This is a genomic window from Stenotrophomonas sp. 278 (assembly GCF_003935715.1).
GTDB classification, from domain to species: Bacteria; Pseudomonadota; Gammaproteobacteria; order Xanthomonadales; family Xanthomonadaceae; genus Stenotrophomonas; species Stenotrophomonas maltophilia_AH.
The window spans coordinates 1-23,099 of record NZ_RHPP01000048.1 but is presented as its reverse complement, the minus strand read 5'-3'; the positions used below and the strand labels follow the sequence as shown (position 1 = coordinate 23,099).

General features: G+C 62.3%; 18 protein-coding genes. 12 read left to right on the top strand and 6 right to left on the bottom strand.

Going from position 1 to position 23,099, the window contains the following annotated elements:
• Positions 1–198 precede the first annotated feature (198 nt).
• The 6 genes from EGJ34_RS10015 to EGJ34_RS09990 all read left to right on the top strand — a co-directional run bounded on the left by EGJ34_RS10015 (position 199) and on the right by EGJ34_RS09990 (position 10,597).
• The gene (locus EGJ34_RS10015; protein WP_125360340.1) at positions 199–1,914 is read left to right on the top strand and encodes a class I SAM-dependent DNA methyltransferase; all 1,716 of its coding nucleotides are present in this window, start codon (positions 199–201) and stop codon (positions 1,912–1,914) included.
• Positions 1,904–3,325 (top strand): restriction endonuclease subunit S, encoded by a 1,422-nt coding sequence (locus EGJ34_RS10010; RefSeq protein ID WP_125360339.1) that lies wholly within the window; start codon positions 1,904–1,906, stop codon positions 3,323–3,325. Before EGJ34_RS10015 ends, EGJ34_RS10010 begins: the two co-directional genes overlap by 11 nt.
• Entirely contained in the window at positions 3,322–4,362 is a 1,041-nt protein-coding gene (locus EGJ34_RS10005; RefSeq protein ID WP_125360338.1) for an SIR2 family protein, read from the top strand. Before EGJ34_RS10010 ends, EGJ34_RS10005 begins: the two co-directional genes overlap by 4 nt.
• Positions 4,359–7,508: a type I restriction endonuclease subunit R gene (locus EGJ34_RS10000; RefSeq protein ID WP_125360337.1), complete on the top strand. Its 3,150-nt coding sequence runs from the start codon at positions 4,359–4,361 to the stop codon at positions 7,506–7,508. Before EGJ34_RS10005 ends, EGJ34_RS10000 begins: the two co-directional genes overlap by 4 nt.
• 22 nt (positions 7,509–7,530) lie before the next feature.
• Positions 7,531–9,207, top strand: coding sequence for an RNA-binding domain-containing protein (locus EGJ34_RS09995; RefSeq protein ID WP_125360336.1), 1,677 nt, complete (start codon positions 7,531–7,533; stop codon positions 9,205–9,207).
• A 331-nt stretch (positions 9,208–9,538) separates the two neighbouring features.
• The gene (locus tag EGJ34_RS09990; protein WP_125360346.1) at positions 9,539–10,597 is read left to right on the top strand and encodes a glycerophosphodiester phosphodiesterase; all 1,059 of its coding nucleotides are present in this window, start codon (positions 9,539–9,541) and stop codon (positions 10,595–10,597) included.
• A 105-nt stretch (positions 10,598–10,702) separates the two neighbouring features.
• On the opposite strand, the gene EGJ34_RS09985 is transcribed toward EGJ34_RS09990, so the two are convergent.
• Both EGJ34_RS09985 and EGJ34_RS09980 read right to left on the bottom strand, forming a co-directional pair.
• Positions 10,703–11,479, bottom strand: a complete 777-nt coding sequence (locus EGJ34_RS09985; protein WP_125360335.1) for a rhomboid family intramembrane serine protease — start codon at positions 11,477–11,479, stop codon at positions 10,703–10,705.
• 97 nt (positions 11,480–11,576) lie between these two features.
• The gene (locus EGJ34_RS09980) at positions 11,577–12,533 is read right to left on the bottom strand and encodes a TerC family protein (protein WP_125360334.1); all 957 of its coding nucleotides are present in this window, start codon (positions 12,531–12,533) and stop codon (positions 11,577–11,579) included.
• Between the two features lie 254 nt (positions 12,534–12,787).
• Here EGJ34_RS09980 and EGJ34_RS09975 point away from each other — a divergent pair, with 254 nt between their 5' ends.
• Together EGJ34_RS09975 and EGJ34_RS09970 are read left to right on the top strand one after the other, a co-directional pair.
• Complete coding sequence (locus EGJ34_RS09975) at positions 12,788–13,957, top strand: class I SAM-dependent rRNA methyltransferase (RefSeq protein WP_125360333.1); 1,170 nt, start codon at positions 12,788–12,790, stop codon at positions 13,955–13,957.
• Positions 13,958–14,078: 121 nt separating this feature from the next.
• Entirely contained in the window at positions 14,079–15,311 is a 1,233-nt protein-coding gene (locus EGJ34_RS09970; protein WP_125360332.1) for a dipeptidase, read from the top strand.
• Positions 15,312–15,400: 89 nt separating this feature from the next.
• On the opposite strand, the gene EGJ34_RS09965 is transcribed toward EGJ34_RS09970, so the two are convergent.
• From EGJ34_RS09965 to EGJ34_RS09955, 3 genes are all read right to left on the bottom strand, one after another.
• Positions 15,401–16,834, bottom strand: a complete 1,434-nt coding sequence (locus EGJ34_RS09965) for an amino acid permease (protein ID WP_125360331.1) — start codon at positions 16,832–16,834, stop codon at positions 15,401–15,403.
• Positions 16,835–17,005: 171 nt separating this feature from the next.
• Positions 17,006–17,632 (bottom strand): leucine efflux protein LeuE, encoded by a 627-nt coding sequence (gene leuE, locus EGJ34_RS09960; protein ID WP_125360345.1) that lies wholly within the window; start codon positions 17,630–17,632, stop codon positions 17,006–17,008.
• Between the two features lie 73 nt (positions 17,633–17,705).
• Positions 17,706–18,623 carry a LysR family transcriptional regulator gene (locus EGJ34_RS09955; protein ID WP_125360330.1) on the bottom strand — a complete coding sequence of 306 codons (918 nt, stop codon included), beginning with the start codon at positions 18,621–18,623 and terminating at the stop codon, positions 17,706–17,708.
• Positions 18,624–18,719: 96 nt separating this feature from the next.
• On the opposite strand from EGJ34_RS09955, the gene EGJ34_RS09950 reads away from it, so the two are divergent.
• The 4 genes from EGJ34_RS09950 to EGJ34_RS09935 all read left to right on the top strand — a co-directional run bounded on the left by EGJ34_RS09950 (position 18,720) and on the right by EGJ34_RS09935 (position 22,263).
• Entirely contained in the window at positions 18,720–19,727 is a 1,008-nt protein-coding gene (locus EGJ34_RS09950) for a zinc-binding alcohol dehydrogenase family protein (protein WP_125360329.1), read from the top strand.
• A 78-nt stretch (positions 19,728–19,805) separates the two neighbouring features.
• The gene (locus EGJ34_RS09945; RefSeq protein ID WP_125360328.1) at positions 19,806–21,176 is read left to right on the top strand and encodes a DNA recombination protein RmuC; all 1,371 of its coding nucleotides are present in this window, start codon (positions 19,806–19,808) and stop codon (positions 21,174–21,176) included.
• A gap of 58 nt (positions 21,177–21,234) precedes the next feature.
• Positions 21,235–21,633 carry a hypothetical protein gene (locus EGJ34_RS09940; RefSeq protein WP_125360327.1) on the top strand — a complete coding sequence of 133 codons (399 nt, stop codon included), beginning with the start codon at positions 21,235–21,237 and terminating at the stop codon, positions 21,631–21,633.
• A 69-nt stretch (positions 21,634–21,702) separates the two neighbouring features.
• Positions 21,703–22,263: a glutathione peroxidase gene (locus tag EGJ34_RS09935; protein ID WP_125360326.1), complete on the top strand. Its 561-nt coding sequence runs from the start codon at positions 21,703–21,705 to the stop codon at positions 22,261–22,263.
• A gap of 41 nt (positions 22,264–22,304) precedes the next feature.
• Here the strand turns inward: EGJ34_RS09935 and EGJ34_RS09930 are convergent.
• Positions 22,305–23,099, bottom strand: a 795-nt coding sequence (locus EGJ34_RS09930; protein WP_148100486.1) for a VacJ family lipoprotein, incomplete at its 5' end; no start/stop codon positions are given.

The window sequence follows — 23,099 nt, the reverse complement described above, 5'->3', positions numbered from 1 at the left end:
GGCGTGTACCTACGCAGGAAGCAGCAGCTAGTTGATAACGGCAAAATTCAGGTGGGGCGAGGCCGCGGAGGCTCCGTTCATCTAGTAGCGCTTCGAAAGTCGGCTAAGCCACGAAAAATCGAGTCAGGAAAGGACGAAGCTACAAGTCCCACGACGTTGTCCATTGACGCAGCAGCCCCACAGGCTCGAGAAACACATATGAATCAGATCGAACAGCAATTCTTCAACGACCTTGAGAAAAAGCTTTGGAGCGCAGCTGACAAGCTGCGATCCAACCTTGATGCGGCCGTTTACAAGCACGTCGTCCTTGGACTGATATTCCTCAAGTATGTATCTGATGCGTTTGAAGAACGTCAACGGGAGCTCCGCGAACAGTTCAAGACTCCGGGCAATGACTACTTCATGGATCCCGCCGACTACGGTTCTCCAGAATCGAGCGAGTACGAGCAGAGCATTGCCGAAGAACTGGAGGTACGGGACTACTACACCGAAAAGAATGTCTTCTGGGTTCCGGTGGAGGCTCGCTGGCAAACTCTGCGAGATTGCGCGCAGCTGGCGCCAAAATCACCACTTCCTTGGAACAAGCCCGGCAAATCCGAGCCGGAGGAAATGCGGTCAGTTGGCTGGCTTGTAGACAACGCCATGGAAGCTGTCGAGCGTGAGAACGCCCGCCTGAAGAACGTGCTCAACAAGGACTTCGCCCGCGTGCAGCTCGACTCCAGCAAGCTGGCCGGGCTGATCAGCCACTTCTCGGATACCGACTTCAGTGCCAAGGAATACAAGGGCCAGCCGCTGGACCTGAAATCCAAGGACATCCTCGGCCACGTCTACGAATACTTCCTCGGCCAGTTCGCCCTGGCCGAAGGCAAGAAGGGCGGCCAGTACTACACGCCCAAGAGCATCGTTACCCTGATCGTGGAAATGCTCCAGCCCTTCAAGGGCCGCGTCTACGACCCGGCCATGGGCTCCGGTGGCTTCTTCGTGCAGAGCGAGGAGTTCATCGAACAGCACGGCGGCAAGGCAGCCAATGGGAAGAGCGGGCAGATCAGCGTCTATGGGCAAGAGAGCAACCCCACCACTTGGCGGCTAGCTGCGATGAACATGGCCATTCGCGGCATCGACTTCAACTTCGGCAGCGCCCCGGCCGATACCTTGTTGAACGACCTGCACCCGGATCTGCGCGCTGACTTCGTCATGGCCAACCCGCCCTTCAACATGAAGGAATGGTGGAACGAAAGGCTGGCAAACGATCCGCGCTGGATCGTCGGCACGCCGCCGCAAGGCAACGCCAACTTCGCCTGGTTGCAGCACATGCTCTGGCACCTGGCGCCCACCGGCAGCATGGCGCTGCTGCTGGCCAACGGATCCATGAGCAGCAACACCAACAACGAGGGCGAAATCCGCAAGCGGCTTGTCGAGGACGACTACGTGGAATGTATGGTCGCGCTGCCCGGCCAGCTGTTCACCAACACTCAGATTCCGGCCTGCATCTGGTTCCTCACCCGCGACAAGCTCAATGGCCTAGCGCTGGACAAGAAAAAGCGCGACCGGCGCGGCGAATTCCTGTTCATCGACGCCCGCCAGATGGGCTACATGAAAGACCGCGTACTGCGCGATTTCACCCCAGACGACATCCAGAAAATCGCCGACACCTTCCATGCTTGGCAGCAGGACGAGGGGTACGAGGATGTGGCTGGCTTCTGCTATTCCGCCAAGCTGGACGATGTGCGCAAGCATGAGCATGTGCTGACGCCGGGGCGGTATGTGGGCGCGGCGGAGCAAGAGGAAGATGGCAAACCCTTTGCCGAGAAGATGCAGCGGCTGACGGCGCAACTGGCGGAGCAGTTTGCGGAGAGTGCGAAGCTGGAGAGCGAGATTAAGAAGAATTTGGCGGGGTTGGGCTATGGTGTTTGACTCCGTCTTTTCGCTGTACCAAGACTGGGAAACCCTTTCTTTAGGTGAGGTATGTCAGCGCGGCGGCGGAAACGTTCAAACTGGCCCATTTGGCAGTCAATTGCACGCATCTGACTATGTTGCAGAAGGTATTCCCTCGGTGATGCCGCAGAACATTGGCGACAATAGCATTCTAAATACTGGTATTGCGCGAATTACTGAAGCTGATGCTCAACGTCTGTCGAAATACAGAATCCGAGAAGGCGACATTGTTTACAGTCGCCGTGGCGATGTAGAACGCCGTGCATTGGTGCGGAAATCCGAAGAGGGCTGGTTATGCGGTACAGGATGCTTGCGCATCCGTTTTGGGGAGGGGGTTGTCTACCCCAGGTATGCTGCGCACTACCTTGGCCACCCGGCAGTTCGGGAGTGGATCGTTCGACACGCGCATGGTGCAACCATGCCAAACTTGAATACGACGATTCTGTCTGAACTCCCTTTTGTGCTTCCTCCATGGACGGTTCAAGTTTCCATCGGCGATGTTATTGAGTTGTACGACCAAAAGATCGACCTCAACCGCCGCATCACCCAAACCCTCGAAGCCATGGCGCAAGCCATCTTCAAGTCCTGGTTTGTTGATTTCGACCCGGTCAAGGCCAAGATTGCTGCCATAGAACAAGGCCAGGACCCGCTGCGCGCCGCCATGCGCGCCATCAGTGGCAAGACCGATGCCGAGCTCGCCCAGATGCCCCGCGGACACCACGACCAACTCGCCGCCACCGCCACGCTGTTTCCTGATGCAATGGAAGAGTCGGAGTTGGGGGAGATTCCGAAGGGGTGGGCATTTCAAGCTGCCGACTTGATGGCGGAAGTTGGTATTGGCAAGACTCCGCCAAGAAAAGAGCCCCAATGGTTCTCTGAAGGCGAGGGAGATTGGCGCTGGGTCTCCATTAAAGACATGGGAACTAGTGGGGTTTTTCAGCAACGGTCTTCAGAGTTCCTGACTTCAGGGGCCGTCTCGCGCTTCAATGTACGTGTCGTGCCAGACAGAACCGTTCTGCTTAGCTTCAAGTTGACCATCGGTCGGGTAGCCATCACGGATGGCCCGATGGTGACCAATGAAGCCATTGCTCATTTCAAGTTACCCGATGATTCTGCCATTTCTTCGGAATACCTGTATCTGTACCTGAAGAGCTTCGACTATTCGAAGCTAGGTAGTACGTCGTCTATTGCGGATGCAGTCAATTCAAAGACCATTCGTGAGATGCCGATCATCATAGCCAATTCTGATCTAATTAGTTGCTTTACAAAATCAGTCATCCCTGTCTTTCAGGAAGTGCGCAACCGCCAAAATGAGATTGCAACCTTGGGCGCGACTCGGGACACTTTGCTGCCGAAGCTTCTTTCTGGTGAGGTCGAGGTGCCGGCATGAAGCATCTCAGACCCATGTTCGCAGATGCCTTAGCGCAAGAGCAGAATCTCTATGTTGATAAAGGAAGGATACATATCCGAAACAAGCACTGGGCACCGGATGAAATCCTGGAGGGATTGCTTGACCCAGATGCATACAATGATCTTTTCCTGGACTGGGTACAGGAGCGCAAAGAAGAACTAATCGAATCAGCAAAAACGATATTGGATGTATTTGACTTGCAAGACCGGTTTGGAAAGCTCAAAGAGGTTTATGCCAGAGGGGCGGTTGTGCCTTTTGTAGGTGCCGGTTTGTCAGTTTTAAGTGGTTATCCTGGTTGGACTACTTTTCTCAAGCAACAGATCCGCGAGACGGCGATTGATTTGGGTGAGTTCGATAAAATGCTGGATGTTGGCCAATATGAGGAGGCAGCCCAGCGACTAGCAGATGCACTTGGTCCCGCTTTCAACGAAGGAGTGGAAAACGCCTTTGGGCGTTCACGTGAAATTTCGGGTTGTGTGCAGATATTGCCTCATGTCTTCGACTCCTGCGTGATTACAACGAATTTCGATGATGTGGCCAAGCGTTGTTACGAAGCAGAAGGAAAGCCATTTTCCGAAGAGCTGTCTGGTGAGTTCTCCCAAGAATTGCCAAGGAAGTTGGCAGAGGGGAAGAGGATTCTGCTCAAACTGCATGGAACATCCACGAGCTCTCGAAGCCGAATTCTTACGGCTTCGGAGTATGACAGGCACTACAGTGAAGGAAATGAGCTGCAAAGAGCGGTAGAGGCTATCTGTACCAAGACGCTGCTCTTTATTGGTTGCAGCCTCACGGTTGATCGAACCCTTTCAGCAATGAAGGCACTTGTGCAAGCCAAAGGGCATGACAACATCGCACGCCACTATGCGTTCCTACCTGTACCAAACAGCAACGCTGAAAAAATTGCACGCCGTGATGCACTGATGGAATGCAATATCTATCCGATTTGGTACCCCGCAGGCACGCACGATGAGTCCATTGAGGCTCTCTTGATGGCGCTAATGGAGGACGGGCTGTGATTACAGAGCAAGAGCTCGAAAATTACTGCATCTCTTGGTTTCAGGAGCTTGGCTGGCAGCACGTTCAGGGTTCAAACATAGCACCAGATGGGGAAAACCCTGCCCGTACGGACTATCGTCGGTCCGCACTGCACGAGCGCCTGTTGGCCACGGTGACGCGCATCAATCCGCACATCCCTACCGCCGCACTGGAACAAGCCACGCATGAACTTCTGACGGTCAGCGAACTCCTGCTGATCGCCCGCAACCGCCACGTTCATCGGCTGCTACTGTCTGGCATCCCGGTCGAGTTTGCCGTGGGCGATGAAAAGCGCAGCGATTTGGTCAACCTGATCGACTTCGCCAATCCAAGCAACAACGATTTCCTTCTGGTTAGCCAATTCACCGTGACCGGTACAAAGCAGCCGCGCCGCCCCGACCTGGTGGCCTTCGTCAACGGTCTGCCGCTGGCGGTGATCGAGCTTAAGAACCCCGCCAACGAGCAGACCGACATCTGGGATGCCTTCAACCAGATTCAGACCTACAAGGAAGAAATTAGCGATCTGTTCAACACCAACGTGGCGGTGGTGGTCAGCGACGGTTTCACTGCGCGGCTAGGATCGCTCACGGCCAACCAGGAGCGCATGCAACCTTGGCGGGCGATCGCCAATGAAGACGACCGGCCGCTGCTGGAGTTCGAGCTGGAAACGCTCGCGCGCGGCTTTTTCGAGCCTGCGCTGTTTCTCGACTATGTGCGCCACTTCGTGCTGTTCGAGCAGGATGCCGACCAGATCATCAAGAAGATCGCGGGCTACCACCAGTTCCATGCTGTGCGCGAAGCGGTGAAAGCCACGGTGATCGCCGCCAGCAACCCGAACAAGGGTTTGCTGGAAGTGCAGGAGCCGCGTGGCACCTACGGCAAGGAAGTGCTGCCCGGTAGCCGTAAGGCCGGTGTGGTGTGGCATACGCAGGGCTCGGGCAAGAGCATCACCATGGCCTGCTACGCGGGCAAGCTGTTGCAGCAACCGGAGATGAAGAACCCTACGCTGGTGGTGGTGACCGACCGCAACGATCTGGATGGGCAATTGTTCGGCACCTTCTGCGCCGCCGAAGACCTGCTGCGGCAGACGCCTGTGCAAGCCGGCAGTCGCGAGGAACTACGCGAAATGCTGGCTTCATACGAGGCGGGCGGCATCATCTTCACCACGGTTCAGAAGTTCGCATTGCTGGACGACGAGGAACAGCACCCGCTGTTGTCGAATCGCAGCAATATCGTGGTGATCTCCGACGAGGCGCACCGCAGCCAGTACGGCATGAAGGGGCGACTGGATACCAAGACCGGCAAGTACGTGTTCGGCTACGCCAAGCACATGCGCGACGCGCTGGCCAACGCTACCTTCATCGGCTTCACCGGCACGCCGATTGCCCTGGAAGACAAAGACACGAGGGCGGTGTTCGGCGACTACGTCAGCATCTACGACATTCAGGACGCGGTGGACGATGGTGCCACAGTACCGATCTTCTACGAAAGCCGCCTAGCCAAGCTGGACGTGAACCAGGCCGAGATCGACGCACTCAATGCCCAGGTAGACGAGGTCATCGAGGACGAGGAAGACATCACCGCCCGCGAGAAGACCAAGAGCGATTGGGCTGCGCTGACCAAGCTTGTCGGCGCGCAGCCGCGTCTGGAACAGGTGGCTGCCGACCTGGTGCAGCACTTCGAGACGCGCACAGCCACTCTGGAAGGCAAGGCGATGATCGTCTGCATGAGCCGTGACATCTGCGCCGAGTTGTACAACGCCATCGTCACCCTGCGTCCGTACTGGCATGACGCCGACCCGGAAAAGGGAGCGATCAAGGTGGTGATGACCGGCTCGGCAGCGGACAAGCCCTTGCTGCAGCCTCACCTGTACAGCCAGCAGGTCAAAAAACGCCTGGAGAAGCGATTCAAGGACCCGGCCGACCCGTTGAAGCTGGTGATCGTGCGCGACATGTGGCTGACCGGCTTCGACGCGCCCTGCTGCCACACCATGTACGTGGATAAGCCCATGAAGGGGCACAACCTGATGCAGGCCATCGCCCGGGTCAATCGGGTGTTCCGCAACAAGCCGGGCGGATTGGTGGTGGATTACATCGGCATTACCAACGAACTGAGAGCGGCGCTCAAGACCTACACCGAATCCAAGGGCAAAGGCGACCCGGCGCATAACGCAGCCGAGGCCCTGGCCGTCCTGCTAGAAAAGCTCGACATCGTGCGCGGGCTGATGCATGGCTTCGATTACAGTGGCTTCGAGACTGAGGCGATGAAGCTGCTGGTGCCGGTGGCTAACCATATCCTGGGGTTGAAGGACGGCAAGCAGCGTTTCCTCGATGCCATGCTGGCTGTGAGCAAGGCGTTCTCACTGTGCAGCACGCTCGATGAAGCCGCCACCCTGCGCACGGAGATTGCCTTCTTCGCCGCCGTCAAGGCCGCCATCGTCAAGTTCACCACGGTGGACCGCAAGCGCTCCGACGCAGACAAGAACAGCGCGCTCAAGCAGATTTTGGACAATGCCATCGTGGCGGACGGGGTGGCGGACATCTTCGCCCTGGCGGGCTTGGACAAGCCCAACATCGGCCTGCTGTCGGAAGAGTTCCTCGAAGACGTGCGGCAGATGAAGAGCCGCAACCTGGCGGTGGAACTGCTCGAAAAGCTGCTGCGCGATGAGATCAAGGCGCGGGCACGCAACAACGTGGTGCAGGAGAAGAAGTACGGCGACCGCCTGATGGAGACACTGCGCAAGTACCACAACCGTGCGGTGGAGACGGCGCAGGTCATCGAAGAGCTGATCCAGATGGCCAAAGACTTCCAAGCTGCGCTTGAGCGTGAAGCGTCACTTGGTCTTAGTACGGACGAGATCGCCTTCTACGATGCCCTTGCGAATAACGAGAGCGCCGCACGCGAACTGGGTGATGACACGCTCAAGAAGATCGCCGTTGAGATTACCGAGAAGCTCCGCAGCAGCACTACGGTAGACTGGCAGGTGCGTGAGAGTGTGCGCGCAAAGTTGCGGATACTGGTTCGGCGTACATTGAAGAAGTGGAAGTACCCACCGGTTGGAGAAGACGCCGCGATCGAACTGGTGCTGAAGCAGGCAGAGTCCCTTTCGAATGCTTGGTCTAAGTAGAACCGACAACTAGAGCGAAAGCATGAATGCGTCAGATCTGAACCAGCAGTTGAACGACCTGATCGCGACTTGGGAAAACGAGGTCGTGGAGTTCAAGCAGGCTAGTAACGACTACAGTACCGATGACATCGGTCGGTACTTCTCTGCACTGGCGAATGAAGCGAACCTGCGCGGCGCAGAGAGTGCGTGGCTGGTGTTTGGCGTCAACAATAAGACACGTGGAATTTCTGGAACGGATTACCGCATGCAGGCTGAACGGCTTCATGCGCTCAAGATGCAAATTGCTGAGAACGCGGAGCCCCGAATTACCTTCAGAGAGATTCATGAGTTGGCTCGTGCTGATGGGCGAGTGTTGATGTTCGAGATTCCCTCAGCGCCGTTGGGCATCCCGATTGCCTGGAAGGGGCACTATTACGCGCGAGCGGGTGAGAGTCTCACGTCGTTGGGATTGGACAAACTGGATCACATCCGTCGTCAGACGATTGCGGAGGATTGGACTGCGCAGTGTGTTCCTGACGCTACGCTAGATGATCTGGACGATGTCGCAATTCGGCGTGCGCGTGAGTCTTTTGCGCAGAAGTACGCCAATCGTTTTGCAGAGGGTGAGGTTGAGGCGTGGCCATTGGCAACCTTCCTGGATCGCGCTCGGGTTACTTACGATGGGAAGGTGACGCGGACTGCGCTGCTTCTTCTAGGGAAGCCGGAATCTGCGCGGCATCTTTCACCATTCCCAGCCCAGCTGACCTGGAAGTTGGAGGGCCATGAGCGCGCGTATGAGCACTTCGGCCCCCCGTTCCTGCTGACCACAAGCCACTTGTATCAACGTATCCGCAACATTCAGCTGAGGCTGTTGCCACAGGACGAGCTCCTGCCCGTCGAAGTATCTAAGTACGATCAGAAGATCGTCCTAGAAGCATTGCACAACTGTATCTCGCACCAGGACTACACTCGGGACGGACGCGTCATCGTTACCGAGCGTCCGGATAGGCTGGTATTTGAGAATGAGGGTGGGTTTTTCGAAGGCCAACCTGACGAGTACATTGAGGGCGACAAGACGCCTCGTCGCTACCGTAATCCCGCATTGGCGCAGGCGATGGTCGAACTCAATATGATCGACACCATGGGCTATGGCATCCACTCCATCTATGCCGGCCAGGCACGGCGATACTTCCCGTTGCCTGACTACGATCTGAGTGAGCCAAACGCTGTCAAGCTGACCATCTATGGCGGGGTTGTGGATCCTGCTTACAGCCGCCTACTTATTCAGAACACCGACCTGCCGCTTACAGATGTTCTGGCACTAGACCGCGTCCAGAAGAAGCTGCCGATTCCTGATGAAGCTGCCGCGCGGCTGCGCCGCGCGAGGTTGATTGAAGGCCGTAAGCCAAACTTCCATGTATCGGCTGCGGTTGCTGAGGCAACAGCCAACAAGGCGGACTACATCAGGACGCGGGCGCAGGACGATGCCTTCTATGCCAAGCTCTTGACCGACTACCTCGAGAAGTTCGGCCAGGCAAACCGCGCGGAAATTACCAAGCTGCTTGTCGACAAGCTGAGCGACGCGCTGGACGACAAACAGAAGTACAACAAGATCAGCGGGTTGCTTACCCGTCTGCGACGGCAGGAGGTGATTGTGAACACCGGTTCAGACACGGCCCCTTGCTGGCGACTGACAGAGAGGATAGCAAAGAGAAATTGAAGTTGAGCAAAGAGCTTTTATATGTTAATTCATGTAAATCAATAACTTATCTCTATTTTTCTCTTGTGCTTTGGGAGGTCGACATAGAGATTGATGCTGCACCGGCCCCTTCTGGCCTGCGGCCCAGCTAACCCTCGGTCAGGTGCTTGCCACAGAAAAAGTGTGCAGCCATCACATTTCTTTCCGCTGTAACACCGCACGCGCAGAATGCGCCACGTCTTTTCCTGCCTTTGCCGCACTGGCGGGGCTGTACCAACAGGGGTTAGCTGTGTCGAAGTCGTTGTGGGGTTGTGCGTTGCTGTTGTCGCTGGCCGTGGCACCATCTGTGGCCATGAGCGCCGAATCCTCCACCCCCGTGCCGCGCCTCAAGGCGGCGGTCTATGGCCACCGCGGCGCCAGCGCGCTGCTGCCCGAGCACACCCTGGCCGCCTACGCGCAGGCCATCGCCGACGGCGCTGACTACATCGAACCCGATCTGGTCATGACCAAAGACGGCGTGCTGGTGTCGCGCCACGAGAACGAGATCAGCGGCACCACCGACGTGGCCAGCCGCCCGGAGTTCGCCAGCCGCAAGACCGTCAAGACCATCGACGGCGAGCGGGTGGAGGGTTGGTTCACTGAAGACTTCACCCTGGACGAACTGAAAACGCTGTACGTGCGCGAGCGCCTGCCGCAGGTACGCAGCACCGCGTTCGATGGCCAGTTCCGCATTGCCACGCTCGACGAAATCATCGACTTCCTGGTGCAGCAGGCAGGGCGCGCCGGAAAGGGCATCGGCCTGGTGCCGGAAATCAAGCACGGCACCTACTTCCGCAGCATCGGGTTGCCGATGGAGGACAAGCTGGTAGCCGCGCTGCAGGCCAACGCGTACACCAAGGTCGCGCCGATCACGATCCAGTCCTTTGAAGTGGGCAACCTGCGCCAGCTGCGCACGAAGCTGGGTCGCAGCAGCAACATCCGCCTGTTGCAGCTGATTGGTGCCGCCACCGAGCAGCCGGGTGATGTGCTCGCGGCCAAGGGCACGCAGCGCTACGCCGACATGATCACCCCGGCCGGTTTGGAGCAGGTCGCCAGCTATGCCGACGGCATCGGCCCGAGCCTGCGCATGGTGATTCCGCTGGATGCTGCCGGGCACCTCGGCGCGCCCACCACGCTGGTGCGTGATGCGCAGGCCGTCGGGCTGATGGTGGTGCCGTATACGTTCCGGCCGGAGAACTCGTTCATGGCGGCCGAATTCCGCAAGGGTGCGACCCACGCACGCAATCCAGAGGGGTCGGTTGCGGAAATGCGGGCCTATCTGGCGACCGGGATCGATGCGTTCTTTACCGATGATCCGGCGTTGGGTCGACGCGCGGTTGATGGTGACGTGGCGGCATCCGCCGCGAAGTGATCCGTGGGCCGGCCAACGGCCGGCGCTACCGGGGCCCCTGACACGCATGGCGTGTCACTACAGATGGATCGCGTAGGGACACGCCATGCGTGTCCGCGCCATGTGTCATCGTTCGTCCGGCCGCCGGAACGGCAAGACCACAAAGTCCTGCCCCTCGCGCGGCTGCCACAACACCGGCACGCGGGTAGGCGAGGGCGGTTCCAGATCGCTGTCACGGCGCATCTCGTAGTCGTCCACCTCGTCTTCCTCATCCTCCCAGCTGTAGCGCTTGCGCGGAGCCATCGGATCAGAAAGACGGAACAAGAGCGCGCTGATGATGCCGGCGAACGCACCGCCCATGTGCGACTGCCAGGACACGCCCGGCTCATGCGGCAGGATGGTGATCAGCATGCTGCCGTAGAACAGGAAGGCGATCAGCCCGGTCGCAATCGCCGGGCGGTCACGCCGCAGCAAGCCCAGCACGAACACCAGGAACATCAGGCCGTGGGTGATGCCGCTTGCACCCAGATGGCGGCTGCCGATGTCACCCAGCAGCCACGCCCCGAGTCCGGAGCCGATCCATAACAGCGGGAAGGCCCGCAGCGTGGCCTTGGGATATACGCTGCCGGCCAGCGTGCCCAGGATCAGCAGGGCAAAGGAATTGGCGGCCAGATGCTGCAGCGACCCATGCAGCAGCGGCGCGCCGAGAATGCCCAGCAGCCCGGACTTCTCCAGCGGGGCCACGGCCCAGGGTCGCCAGTCGAAGTAATCCTGGGCAGTGAACACCGCCACCAGCACCAGCACGAAGGCCAGGCTTAAGTTGAACGCCCGCATCACCCGACCACGGTCGGTGCGGGGGGAAACCGGCGTCTCGCCGGACGGCTGGGGCAGGTTGGCGTTCATACCTTCATGGGTTGCGTCGCCCCAGGCTGAACACAAGGGCAACGCGACGGGAGACTGTGGGTCCGCCGGCGGGACAATCCGCCGGCGGCACCGGAGATCAGGAAGCGTCCGGCTTCGGCGGGTTCTTCAGGCTCAGCACCACGGTGGCACCGATGATCACGGCGACCACGCCCAGCGAGATCGGGGTCGGAATCTTGAAGATGTCGATCAGCATCATCTTCACGCCGATGAAGCCCAACACCAGGGCCAGACCATACGGCAGCAGGTGGAAGCGATCAGCCATGCCGGCCAGCAGGAAGAACATCGCGCGCAGGCCCAGTACCGCGAACACGTTCGAGGTCAGCACGATGAACGGGTCGGTGGTGATGGCGAAGATGGCCGGAATGCTGTCCACCGCAAAGATCACGTCGGTGACCGCGATCAGGATCAGCACCACGAACAGCGGGGTGTACCAGCGCTTGCCGTCACGCATGACGCTCATGGCATTGCCGGCGTACTCCGGCAGCAGGCGCAGGTGCTTGCGCATCCAGCGCAGGGCCGGATTGGTCTCCAGGTCCGGCTCCTGGCCGGCACTGAACCACATCTTCCAGCCGGTGAAGAGCAGGAAGGCACCGAACACGTAGAGCAGCCAGTGGAACTTGGTCAGCAGCACACTGCCGGCGAAGATCATGATCGTACGCAGCACGATGGCACCCAGAATGCCGATGATCAGCACCTTCTGCCTCTGTTCCTCGGGCACCGCGAAGTAGCCCATGATCATCAGGAACACGAAGATGTTGTCCACCGCCAGGGCCTTCTCGACCAGGTAACCGGTCAGGAACTCCAGGCCCACCTTGTTGGCCACGACCTGGCCAGCGGTCTCGTTCAGGTAGTACCAGAGGCCGCCATTGAAGGCCAGCGCCAGTGCCACCCAGCCAATCGACCACCACAGGGCCTCCTTGAAGGTGACCTTGTGCGGGCCGCCGTGGCGCATCAAAACGAGGTCGACCAGCAGCGCGATGATCACCACCGCGCCGAAGCCGCCCCACAACCACAAATTACCGATCGTCTGCATGGGTTTGTCCGTTGAATGAATGAAAAGCCTCAAGCCGGACGGCGAGGACCTGCAACGGAGCACCAGAGGGGGTCCAGGGACAGAGCTTCGCCGTACGGCGAAGGTCTCGCTCACAGCCCCGAAGGTGGGACTGCCGTTGCACCGGAGCCTGCGGGCTCGAATTGACGGCGACAACGCTGGGAGCTACTCCCCTTCTGGTGCCGATTCTGCGGGCTGGCCGGCCCCGCGTCAAATCGCCCGGATACAATAGGCCCATGAATACCCCTGCACCCGTAGTCCGCCTCAAGAACGCCTGGCGCTCCAGCCACCCGTGGATCTTCCAGAAACTGGTCGAAAAGCCTGCCGCCCGTCCCAAGCCCGGCTCCATCGTCGACGTGGTCGGCGTGGATGGTGAGTGGATCGGCCGCGGCTTCTACAACGGCCATTCCCGCATTGCGGTGCGCATCCTGGAAACCGACCAGCGCGTCCCCGTCGATGCCGGTTGGTTCTCGCGCAAGATCGCGCAGGCGGTGTCGCTGCGCCGTGAGGTTCTGAAGCTGGACGAGGTCTCCGACGCCTGGCGCGTGGTGCACAGCGAGGGCGACGGCCTGTCCGGCCTGGTGGTCGACCGCTACGGCGACCTGGTGGTGGTGGAGTTCTTCGCCGCCGGCATGTTCCGCCACCGCGAGTGGATCTATGAAGCGCTGCGCGAGCAGTTCCCCGGCTGCCGCTTCCACAGCTTCGCCGACGAACACGTGCAGAAGCAGGAAAGCTTCGACTTCCACGGCAACACCACCACCGAAGCGGCGGTCATCACCGAGTACGGTGTGAAGTTCCGCGCCGACCCGGCCGGTGCACACAAGACCGGTTTCTTCGCCGACCAGCGCGAGAACCGCCAGTGGCTGAGCAGCCTGGTCGAAGGCAAGTCGGTGCTGGACCTGTGCTGCAACACCGGTGGTTTTGCGGTGTATGCGGCCGCGCGCGGTGCTTCGGACGTGCTCGGCATCGACATCGATGAAGATGTGATCAGCATCGCCAAGGCCAACGGCCGCCTCAACAACGTGCGCCCGCGCTTCGTGCAGTCCGACATCTTCCCGTGGCTGCGTGATGCCGCCAACCGCGGCGAGCAGTACGACGTGGTGATTCTGGACCCGGCCAAGATGACCCGCGACCGCGACCAGGTGATTACCGCACTGAAGAAGTATCTGGACATGAACAAGCTGGCGCTGGGCGTGGTCAAGCCCGGTGGTCTGTTCGCCACGTTCTCGTGCACCGGTCTGGTCGCTGAGGACCAGTTCCTGGACATGCTGCGTCGTGCCGCGTTCTATTCGGGGCGCACCATCCAGATCCTGAAGGTATCCGGTGCCGGTCCGGATCATCCGTTCATGGCGCACGTGCAGGAATCGCGGTATCTGAAGGCCGTGTTCTGCCGCGTCGTTGACTGACGTGAGGGTGCCGACCAACGGTCGGCACCTGCCGCTTCGACCCCGTCTGGGACCGCGATGACACGCATGGCGTGTCATCGCGCTGTTATCGTTGACGTTCAACCCTTGCTGGTGAGACGTCATGCGCTTACGTGGTCTGTCGTTGCTGGTATCGCTGGCGCTGCTCGCGCCGCTCTCTGCCCAGGCCATCGAATTCTCCGCAGCGGAGCTGGCCAAGGCCAAGGCATTGCAGCAGCGGCTGCTGACGCTCGACAGTCACCTGGACACCCCCGCGAACTTCCATCGCGAAGGCTTCGACCTGCGCCAGCGCCATGACCACAACGCGCTCTCCCAGGTAGACCTGCCGCGCATGCAGGAGGGTGCGCTGGACGGCGGCTTCTTCGCCATCTACACCGAACAGGGCGACCGCACTCCCGCCGCACATCTGCGCGACCGCGACGCCGGGCTGCAGCGCCTGCTGGAAATCCGCGAAATGCTGGCCGCGCATCCGGACCAGTTCGCACTGGCCCTGACCGCCACCGACGCAGCGAAGATCAAAGCTGCCGGCAAGCGCGTGGTCTACATCAGCATGGAGAACGCCAGCCCGCTGGTTGCCGATCCGTCGCTGCTGAGCTTCTATCACCAGGCCGGCCTGCGCCTGCTCAGCACCGTGCACTTCGCCAACAACGAGTTCGCCGATTCGGCCACCGACCCGAAGGGCGCGGACTGGAAAGGCCTCAGCCCCGCCGGAAAGGCACTGGTGGACGAGGCGGTGAAGCTGGGCATCGTCATAGACCAGTCGCACGCCTCCGATGCGGTGTTCGACGATCTGATCCAACGCCTGCCGGTGCCGTTCGTGCTGTCGCACAGTTCGGCCAAGGCGATCTACAACCACCCGCGCAACCTGGACGACGCCCGTCTGAAGCAACTGGCCAAGGCCGGTGGCGTGATCCAGGTCAACGCGTACGGTGGCTATCTGATCGATACCGGCAAGACCGATGCGCGCAAGCAGGCGGAGGACGCGCTGATGAAGCAGATCGGGGCCGGCTATGACGAACTCAGCATCGTGCAGGGTGTGCAGTTGAAGGAGGAACTGGCAAAGCTGGATCAGACCCAGCCGTTACGTCAGGCGACCCTGGATGATTTCTTCGCGCACCTGGAGCACATCCTCGCCGTGGTCGGCCCCGAGCACGTCGGCATTGGCCTGGACTGGGATGGTGGTGGCGGGCTTGCCGACCTGCAGGATGTGAGTCAGCTGCCGAAAATCACCGCGTGGCTGCTGCGCAAGGGCTACAGCGAACAGCAGATTGCCGGCATCTGGGGTGGCAACCTGCTGCGGGTGGTGCAGCAGGCGCAGGATTACGCGAACCGGTAACCATCCGGTAGCGCCGGCCGTTGGCCGGCCCACGGGTTGTTTCCAAGGATCATGAGGGCCGGCCAACGGCCGGCGCTACCAAGACCCGATCACGCCTTGCCGATCAACGCGTTGTTCCGGCTGTACAGGAAGTACACCAACAACCCGATCACGTTCCAGATCAGGAAGTACAGCTGGGTGCTGCTGGGCAGGCTGATGAACAGGTAGATGCAGCCCAGCGCGGCGGCCGGGCCCACGAACCAGGCCAGCGGCGTGCGGAAGGTGCGCTTGGCACCCGGCTCGCGCTTGCGCATCACCACCAGACAGATACCCACGGCGGTGAACGCAGCCAGGGTGCCGGCATTGGCCAGCGCGGCGATTTCATCCAGTCGCGCCACACCGGCCAGCGCAGATACCACCAGCGCGCTGAACAGCGTGGTCGCCACCGGCGTGCCGGTGCGCTTGTTCACTGCGGAAAGACCACGCGGCAGCAGGCCGTCGCGGCCCATCACGAAGAACACGCGGCTCTGGCCGAACAGGAAGGCCAGCAGCACGGTCGGCAGGGCCACGATGGCGACGATGCCGATCACCGCGGCTGCCTTGGGCTGGCCGAGTTCGCGCATGATCAGCGCCAGCGGCTCGGCGCTGTGGCCGAACACCGCGTAGCTCATCGCGCCAATGGCGGCCAGCGCCACCAGCATGTAGATGATGGTGCAGCCGACCATCGAACCGATGATGCCGATCGACAGGTCGCGGCCCGGGTTCTTGGCTTCTTCCGCCGCGGTGGAGATGGCATCAAAGCCGTAGAACGCGAAGAAGATGATCGCGGCCGCGGCCATCACGCCACGTTCGACGCCATCCGGGCCCAACGTCTTGGCGAAGCCGTGCGGCATGAATGGCTGCAGATTGGCCGGGTCGAACGCGGGCAGGGCCACGGCCACGAACACACCCAGCGCGATGATCTTCAACACCACCAGAATGGCGTTGAGCGTGGCGCTTTCCTTGGTGCCCAGCATCAGGCCACCGGCGACCACCCAGGTGATCAGCACGGCCGGCAGATTGAACACGCCGCCTTCCACGTGCGGACCGGCCGACAGCGCCGCCGGCAGGCGGATGTCGATGCCGGTGTTGCTGTGGATCCACTCCAGGAAGCCGACGAAGTAGCCGGACCAGCCCACCGCCACCGTACTCACCACCAGCGAGTACTCCAGCACCAGGCTCCAGCCCACCACCCAGGCGAACACCTCGCCCAACGCGGTGTAGCTGTAGGTATATGCGCTGCCGGCGGCCGGCATCATGGTGGACAGCTCGGCATAGCAGAGCGCGGCGCAGGCACAGACCGCGCCCGCAATGGCGAAGGAAATCAGCACCGCCGGGCCAGCGAGGTTCGCACCCACGCCGATCAGCGTGTAGATGCCGGTGCCGACAATGGCACCGATGCCCAGCGCGATCAGGTGGGGCCAGCTAAGCGTCGGAACCAGTCGTCTGCCGGATTCGTGCTCGGTGACCGAACCCAGGGATTTACGCCGCAACAAGGATGACATGGGACCTCACGGGGTGACTGCAATCGACAAGTGCCCGAGTGTGACCGAACGCGCCGCAGCATTACTACTGCCAAGCGTCGTGAACGGCCAACGGATTTTGGGATTGACAACGCTGTGCCGATTCCAGCAAAAAACCTGCTGCGGGTTGTCGCAACTGCCCCGGTGCCGCTCTCAGCCGCTGACGCCCAGGCGCACACCGAACCCGATCAGAAACACCCCGGCCACCCGCTTGAGCCACGTTCCCACCCGCGGATGCTGGATGATCCGCCGGCGCAGCAGGTTGCCCACCCCGATCAGCAGCGAGCAGTACGCCACGCTCAATATGAAGATCAGTCCGGCCAGCGCGGCAAACGTGACCAGTCCCTGATGACGCACCGGGTCGATGAACAGCGGCAGGAACGCCATGTAAAAGATGATCGCCTTCGGATTGAGCAGGCTGACCAGAATGGCCTGCCGGAAGTAGTGGCCCGGCTGCAGGCGGATGCCGCCGGGCTGTGCGCCTTCGCGTGGCTCGCGCAGCAGGCTGATGCCGACCCACACCAGGTAGGCGGCCCCGAGGTACTGCACCGCGTGGAATACCACCGGGTTGGCCTTGAGCAGCGCGGCGACCCCGGCCACGGCCAGCCACATCAGGATCTGGTCACCGAGCAGCAGCCCGGCCAGCGCGGTGTAGCCACCGCGTACCCCGCCGCGCCCGGTGGCGGTGAGCAGGGTGAACGTCCCGGGGCCCGGCAGCGCCAGGAACACCAGCACGGCAATGATGAAGGTCCAAAGATCCTGGATGCCCATCCACGGCATGACAACGACTCGACTACGGGGGGACGCCATTGTCGGGCACCGCGCGCTGTGCGGATAGCGACGGTTGTCGCTTTCAGACCGGTCCCTCGGGAAGTCCGTCCAGCATCGGGCGCAGACGCTCCGCGCACAGCGCCTGCAGCTGGCGCAGGGCGGTGGAGAACTGTTTGCGATGCGGGCACACCAGATTCAACGGCAGGCTGTCGCCGGCCCCGTTCAGCAGCACCTGCAGCCGCCCGGCGCGGACGTCCTCGCACACATCCAGCCACGACTTGAACACGATGCCTTCGCCGGCCACGGCCCACCGCCGCACCACGTCAGCGTCGTCGCAGACCAGATGCCCGCGCACCGGTACCACCACGCGCCGTCCGTCCTGCTCGAAGCTCCAGCGGTCATACGGGCGTCCGGCCAGCTGGTAGAGCAGGCACTGATGTTCCTTCAACGCGTCCAGGTCCGCCGGCGCGCCATGCCGGGCGAGGTAATCGGGCGAGGCCACCAGTACCCGGCGGTTGCCGGGCAGCAGCGGCAGCGCCACGTAGCGCGCGCTGTCGAAGCGGCCGAGCCGGAACGCGACATCGACCGGATCGCGGAACACGTCGGCCACCTGGTCGGAGAGCAGCAGGCGCAGCTGCAGCTTGGGGTGCGCGGCGCGGAACTCGGTCAGCCAGGGCAGCAGCACGTTGCGGCCCAGGTCAGACGGGGCGGCCACCTGCAGCACCCCGCGCAGCTCGGCGTCCTCGCCACGTATCCGGTCATCGGCTTCCTGCAGCGTGGCCAGCACCTCCTGCGCATAGGGCAGGTACACGCCGCCTTCGGCGGTCAGGCGCAGGCTGCGGGTGGTGCGCACGAACAGGCGCAGGTCCAGCTCGCGCTCCAGCCGAGCCACAGCGGCAGCCACCTGGCCCGGCAGCAGGTCGGCTTCGCGCGCGGCCTGCGAAAAGCTGCCCAGGGCAGCGGTGCGGACGAACAGGGCCAGATCCTCGAACCGGACCATCTTCTCTTCCAGAGGGAAAGTGATGCTGCATTCTGCGCCTTTCCGGGCAGGTGAGGGCGGTCCAATCTGGGTTTCCCTTTTCTGGACTGACGCCACATGAAAGCCATTGCCTACGCCCAGCACGGCCTGCCCATCACCGACCCGGCCGCGCTGATCGACCTGGATCTGCCGCTGCCCACCCCCGGCCCGCGCGATCTGCGCGTACAGGTCCGGGCGATCTCGCTGAACCCGGTTGATACCAAGGTCCGCCGCAACGTCGCGGTCAGCGAGCCGCGCGTGATCGGCTGGGATGCAGTCGGCATCGTCGACGCCGTGGGCAGCGAGGTCAGCCTGTTCCAGCCGGGCGACGCGGTCTACTACGCCGGCGACATCAACCGCCCTGGCAGCAACGCCGAGTACCAGCTTGTCGACGAGCGCATCGTCGGGCGCAAGCCGGCCAGCCTCGAGGACGCCGCGGCGGCCGCATTGCCGCTGACCGCGATCACTGCCTGGGAACTGCTGTTCGACCGTCTTCGCATCCCGGAAGGTGGCGGAAAAGGCCAGACCCTGCTGGTGGTGGGCGCGGCCGGCGGGGTGGGGTCGATCCTGGTGCAGCTGGCCCGGAAGCTGACGGAGCTGACCGTGATCGGCACCGCCTCGCGACCGGACACCCAGGACTGGGTACTGGATCTGGGCGCGCACCATGTCGTCGACCACAGCAAACCGCTCACCGAAGGACTGGCAAGGCTGGGCATCGATGCGGTCAGCCATGTGGCCAGCCTGACCCACACCGACCAGCACTACGCGCAGATCGTGGCCGCGCTGGAACCGCAGGGTCAGCTGGCGCTGATCGACGACCCGGGTCAGCTCGACGTCATGGCGCTCAAGCGCAAGAGCCTGTCGCTGCACTGGGAGTCGATGTTCACCCGCTCCACGTTCGGGACCCCGGACCTGCAGCGCCAGCATGACCTGCTCAACCGGGTGGCCGACCTGGTCGACGCCGGCGTGCTGCGCACCACCCTCGGCGAGCACTACGGCCGCATTGACGCCCCCAACCTGCGCCGTGCCCACGCGCTGATCGAAAGCCACCGCGCCCGCGGCAAGCTGGTGCTGGAAGGCTTCTGACCGGCGGGCTGCCGGAGCGGTGCCGTCGCGCACGGCTCCGGCGCAGCCATTGAGACGCCAGCACCCTACACTGGGCGCATGCAACCTGAATTCCTCATCCTTGGCGGCCTGCTCTGCGCCGTCCTCGTGCTGCAGCTGGCCACCCTGCTGCGGCGTTCCCGTCATGACGGCCTGGAGCAGTCGCTGCGCGAGGAAGCACGCATCGGCCGCAGCGAGCTGCGCGAGCAGCTGGAAGGGCTGGGCCGGCAGCAGGACGCCCGCCTGGAAAGCTTCGCGCGCGCGCTGACCGACCTTTCCACCCGCACCGACCAGCGCCTGGACCTGCTGCGCGACGCACTCAATGACGACGCGCGCAAGGCGCGCGAGGAAAGCACAGGCGCGCAACAGCGGCTGGGCGATTCGCTTGGCCAGCGCCTGCAGGATCTGATCCAGCGCAACGAACAACGTATCGGCGAAATGCGTGGCACGTTGGAACAGCAGCTGCAGACCCTGCAGCGCGACAACGCTGAAAAACTCGACCAGATGCGCGTCACCGTCGACGAGAAGCTGCAGAGCACGCTGGAAGCGCGCCTCGGTGCCTCGTTCCAGCTGGTCTCTGACCGCCTGGAGCAGGTCCAGCGCGGCCTTGGCGAAATGCAGCAGCTGGCCACCGGGGTGGGCGACCTCAAGCGGGTGCTGACCAACGTCAAACACCGCGGCGGCTGGGGCGAGGTACAGCTGGAGGCCATTCTCGAGCAGACCCTGACCCAGGACCAGTACGCACGCGGAGTGAAGGTGCGTCCGGACAGTGGCGAAATGGTCGACATCGCCGTGCGCCTGCCCGGCCGCAGTCCCGATGATGTGCCGGTGTGGCTGCCGATCGATTCCAAGTTCCCCAGCGAAGACTACGAGCGCCTGCTGGATGCGCAGGAACAAGGCGACGTCGAGGGCGTGCGCCAGCAGGGCGCGCAGCTGGAGCGTGCGATCCGCGTCCAGGCCAAGTCGATCAGCGACAAGTACATCGTGCCGCCGCACACCACCGACTTCGCGGTGATGTTCCTGCCCACCGAAGGCCTGTATGCCGAAGTGATCCGTCGCCCGGGCCTGGTCGACCTGCTGCAGCGCGAGCACCGGGTGGTGGTGGCCGGCCCGACCACGGTGACCGCGCTGCTCAACAGCCTGCAGATGGGCTTCCGCACGCTGGCGATCGAACAACGATCCAGCGAGGTATGGGTACTGCTGGGCGCGGTGAAGAGCGAGTTCGGCAAGTTCGCCGGCATCCTCGAGAAAGCCGAGAAGCAGATCAGCACCGTCGGCCGCAGCCTGGGCGAGGCCAGCCGTAAAACCCGCACCATCGAGCGCCGCCTGCGTGGCGTGGAGTCGCTGGGCGGTGAGCAGACCCGACAGCTGTTGGGTGACATCGGCCTGGACGGCGGTGACGAGGAAGACCCGGACAGCGACACCGAATGAGGTGTCGCGATGCACGGCGGTGACCTACCATCGAGCTTCTTCCAACGGAAAGCCCCCGATGCGTTTAACCCTGATGTTGTCCGCGCTGTTGATGCTGGCCGGCTGTACCACCACGACCCCGGCCACCCCGGCTTCCAGCAGTGAGGGTGCCGAGGTTCCCACGCTGGGCGGAGCGGCCGATGCTGCCGCCGCCGAAGCGGCTTGCGCCGCCGACGGCGGCACGTTGATGCCGCTGGGCCGCCTGCAGCGCGTGCAGTGCGTGGTCCCGTATGCCGACGCCGGCAAAAGCTGCCGCACCAAATCCGATTGCAGCGGGCAGTGCCTGGCAACGGGTGATGCCGAGCTGGTGCCCGGAACGGCGGCGACCGGCGTGTGCCAGCGCGACATGAGCCAGAACTTTGGTTGCCGTCAGCGTATTGATGGCGGATTGGCGCAGGGCACGATCTGCGTTGATTGATGTTGGATTGCGCGAAGAGCAGTCGACCGAGCGTCGACTCTACCCCCCAGTTTTTTCAGTGAGATCTGCATGAGCCAGACTGTCTACGACATTCCCGTCACCACCATCGAAGGCCAGCCGTCGTCGCTGGCGGACTACCGCGGCAAGGTGCTGCTGGTGGTGAACGTGGCCTCCAAGTGCGGCCTGACCCCGCAGTACGAAGGGCTGCAGGCGCTGTACGCCGACAAGCGGGCCGCCGGCCTGGAAGTGCTGGGTTTCCCGGCCAACAACTTCCTCGGCCAGGAGCCGGGCACCGAAGCGGACATCCAGCAGTTCTGTCAGCTGGAGTACAACGTCGGCTTCCCTATGTTCGCCAAGATCAGCGTGGCCGGTGATGACATCCACCCGCTGTACGCGCAGCTCACCCAGGCCCAGCCCGCTGCCACCGGTGAAGGTCCGATGCGCGAGAAGCTGCAGGGCGCGGTCGCCAGATTCCCCGACCTGGTGGTCAATCCGGCCCCGGGCGTGCTGTGGAACTTCGAGAAGTTCCTGATCGGCCGCGACGGCCAGGTCATCGCCCGCTTCGCCCCCGACGTCCCCGCCAACGACCCGCGCCTCGTAGCCGCCATCGACGCTGCGCTGGCCGCCTGATAAAAAAAAACCCCGCCTTGGCGGGGTTTTTCATTGGCGGCTCAATTGCCCCAGTTGGGCATCGGCATCGCGTCGACCGGAATCGGATCGGTATCTTCCGCATCGCGACCACGACGGTGCTTGCCGCGCAGATCGTTCTCGATCTGGTAGTTGCGGCGCTGCAGCCAGGCATCGCGGGTCAGCGCGTATTCGTCCACCGCGCTGTCGCGGATGTCATCCAGCGCCATCAGCTGCGCACGCATGTCGACCAGCTGCAGGCCCTGCAGCGGAATGCGCACCTTGTCTTCCTCGATGGTGCGGATCGGCGAGAGCGGAATGTCGCCGGCCAGGCCGAACACATCACGCACCGTGCGCGGACCGAAGAACGGCAGTTCCACGTAGCGCGAATTGCGCCAGCCCCAGGCCCCAAGGGTCTGCCCGAAGTCCTCGCTGCGACGCGGCACCTGGCCGGCGCTGGCCGGATCGAACAGGCCGCCGATGCCGACGGTGGAGTTGATCAGGAACCGGCCCAGGCTGTCCCAGGCGTCGCCCGGTCGGCCCTGCAGCAGCTGGTTGGTGATGGTGACCGGGGCACGCAGGTTGCTGAAGAAGTTGGTCACGCCGGTACGGGCAAAGCGCGGCACCACCTTGGTGTAGGCGGTGGCCAGCGGACGCGCGACCGCACGGTCGACCACGTCGTTGAACGCGTGCACGCGGCGGTTGAAGCCTTCCCAGGGGTCGTAGGAGGGCTGCACGCCATTGCTGCCATCGGCAGTGGGGGCCGGGCCACCGTACAGCGCGGCGAAGTCGTCTTCGGCGGCCGTCGGGGCGGCCTCGCCGGTCGCGGCGGTGGCAGG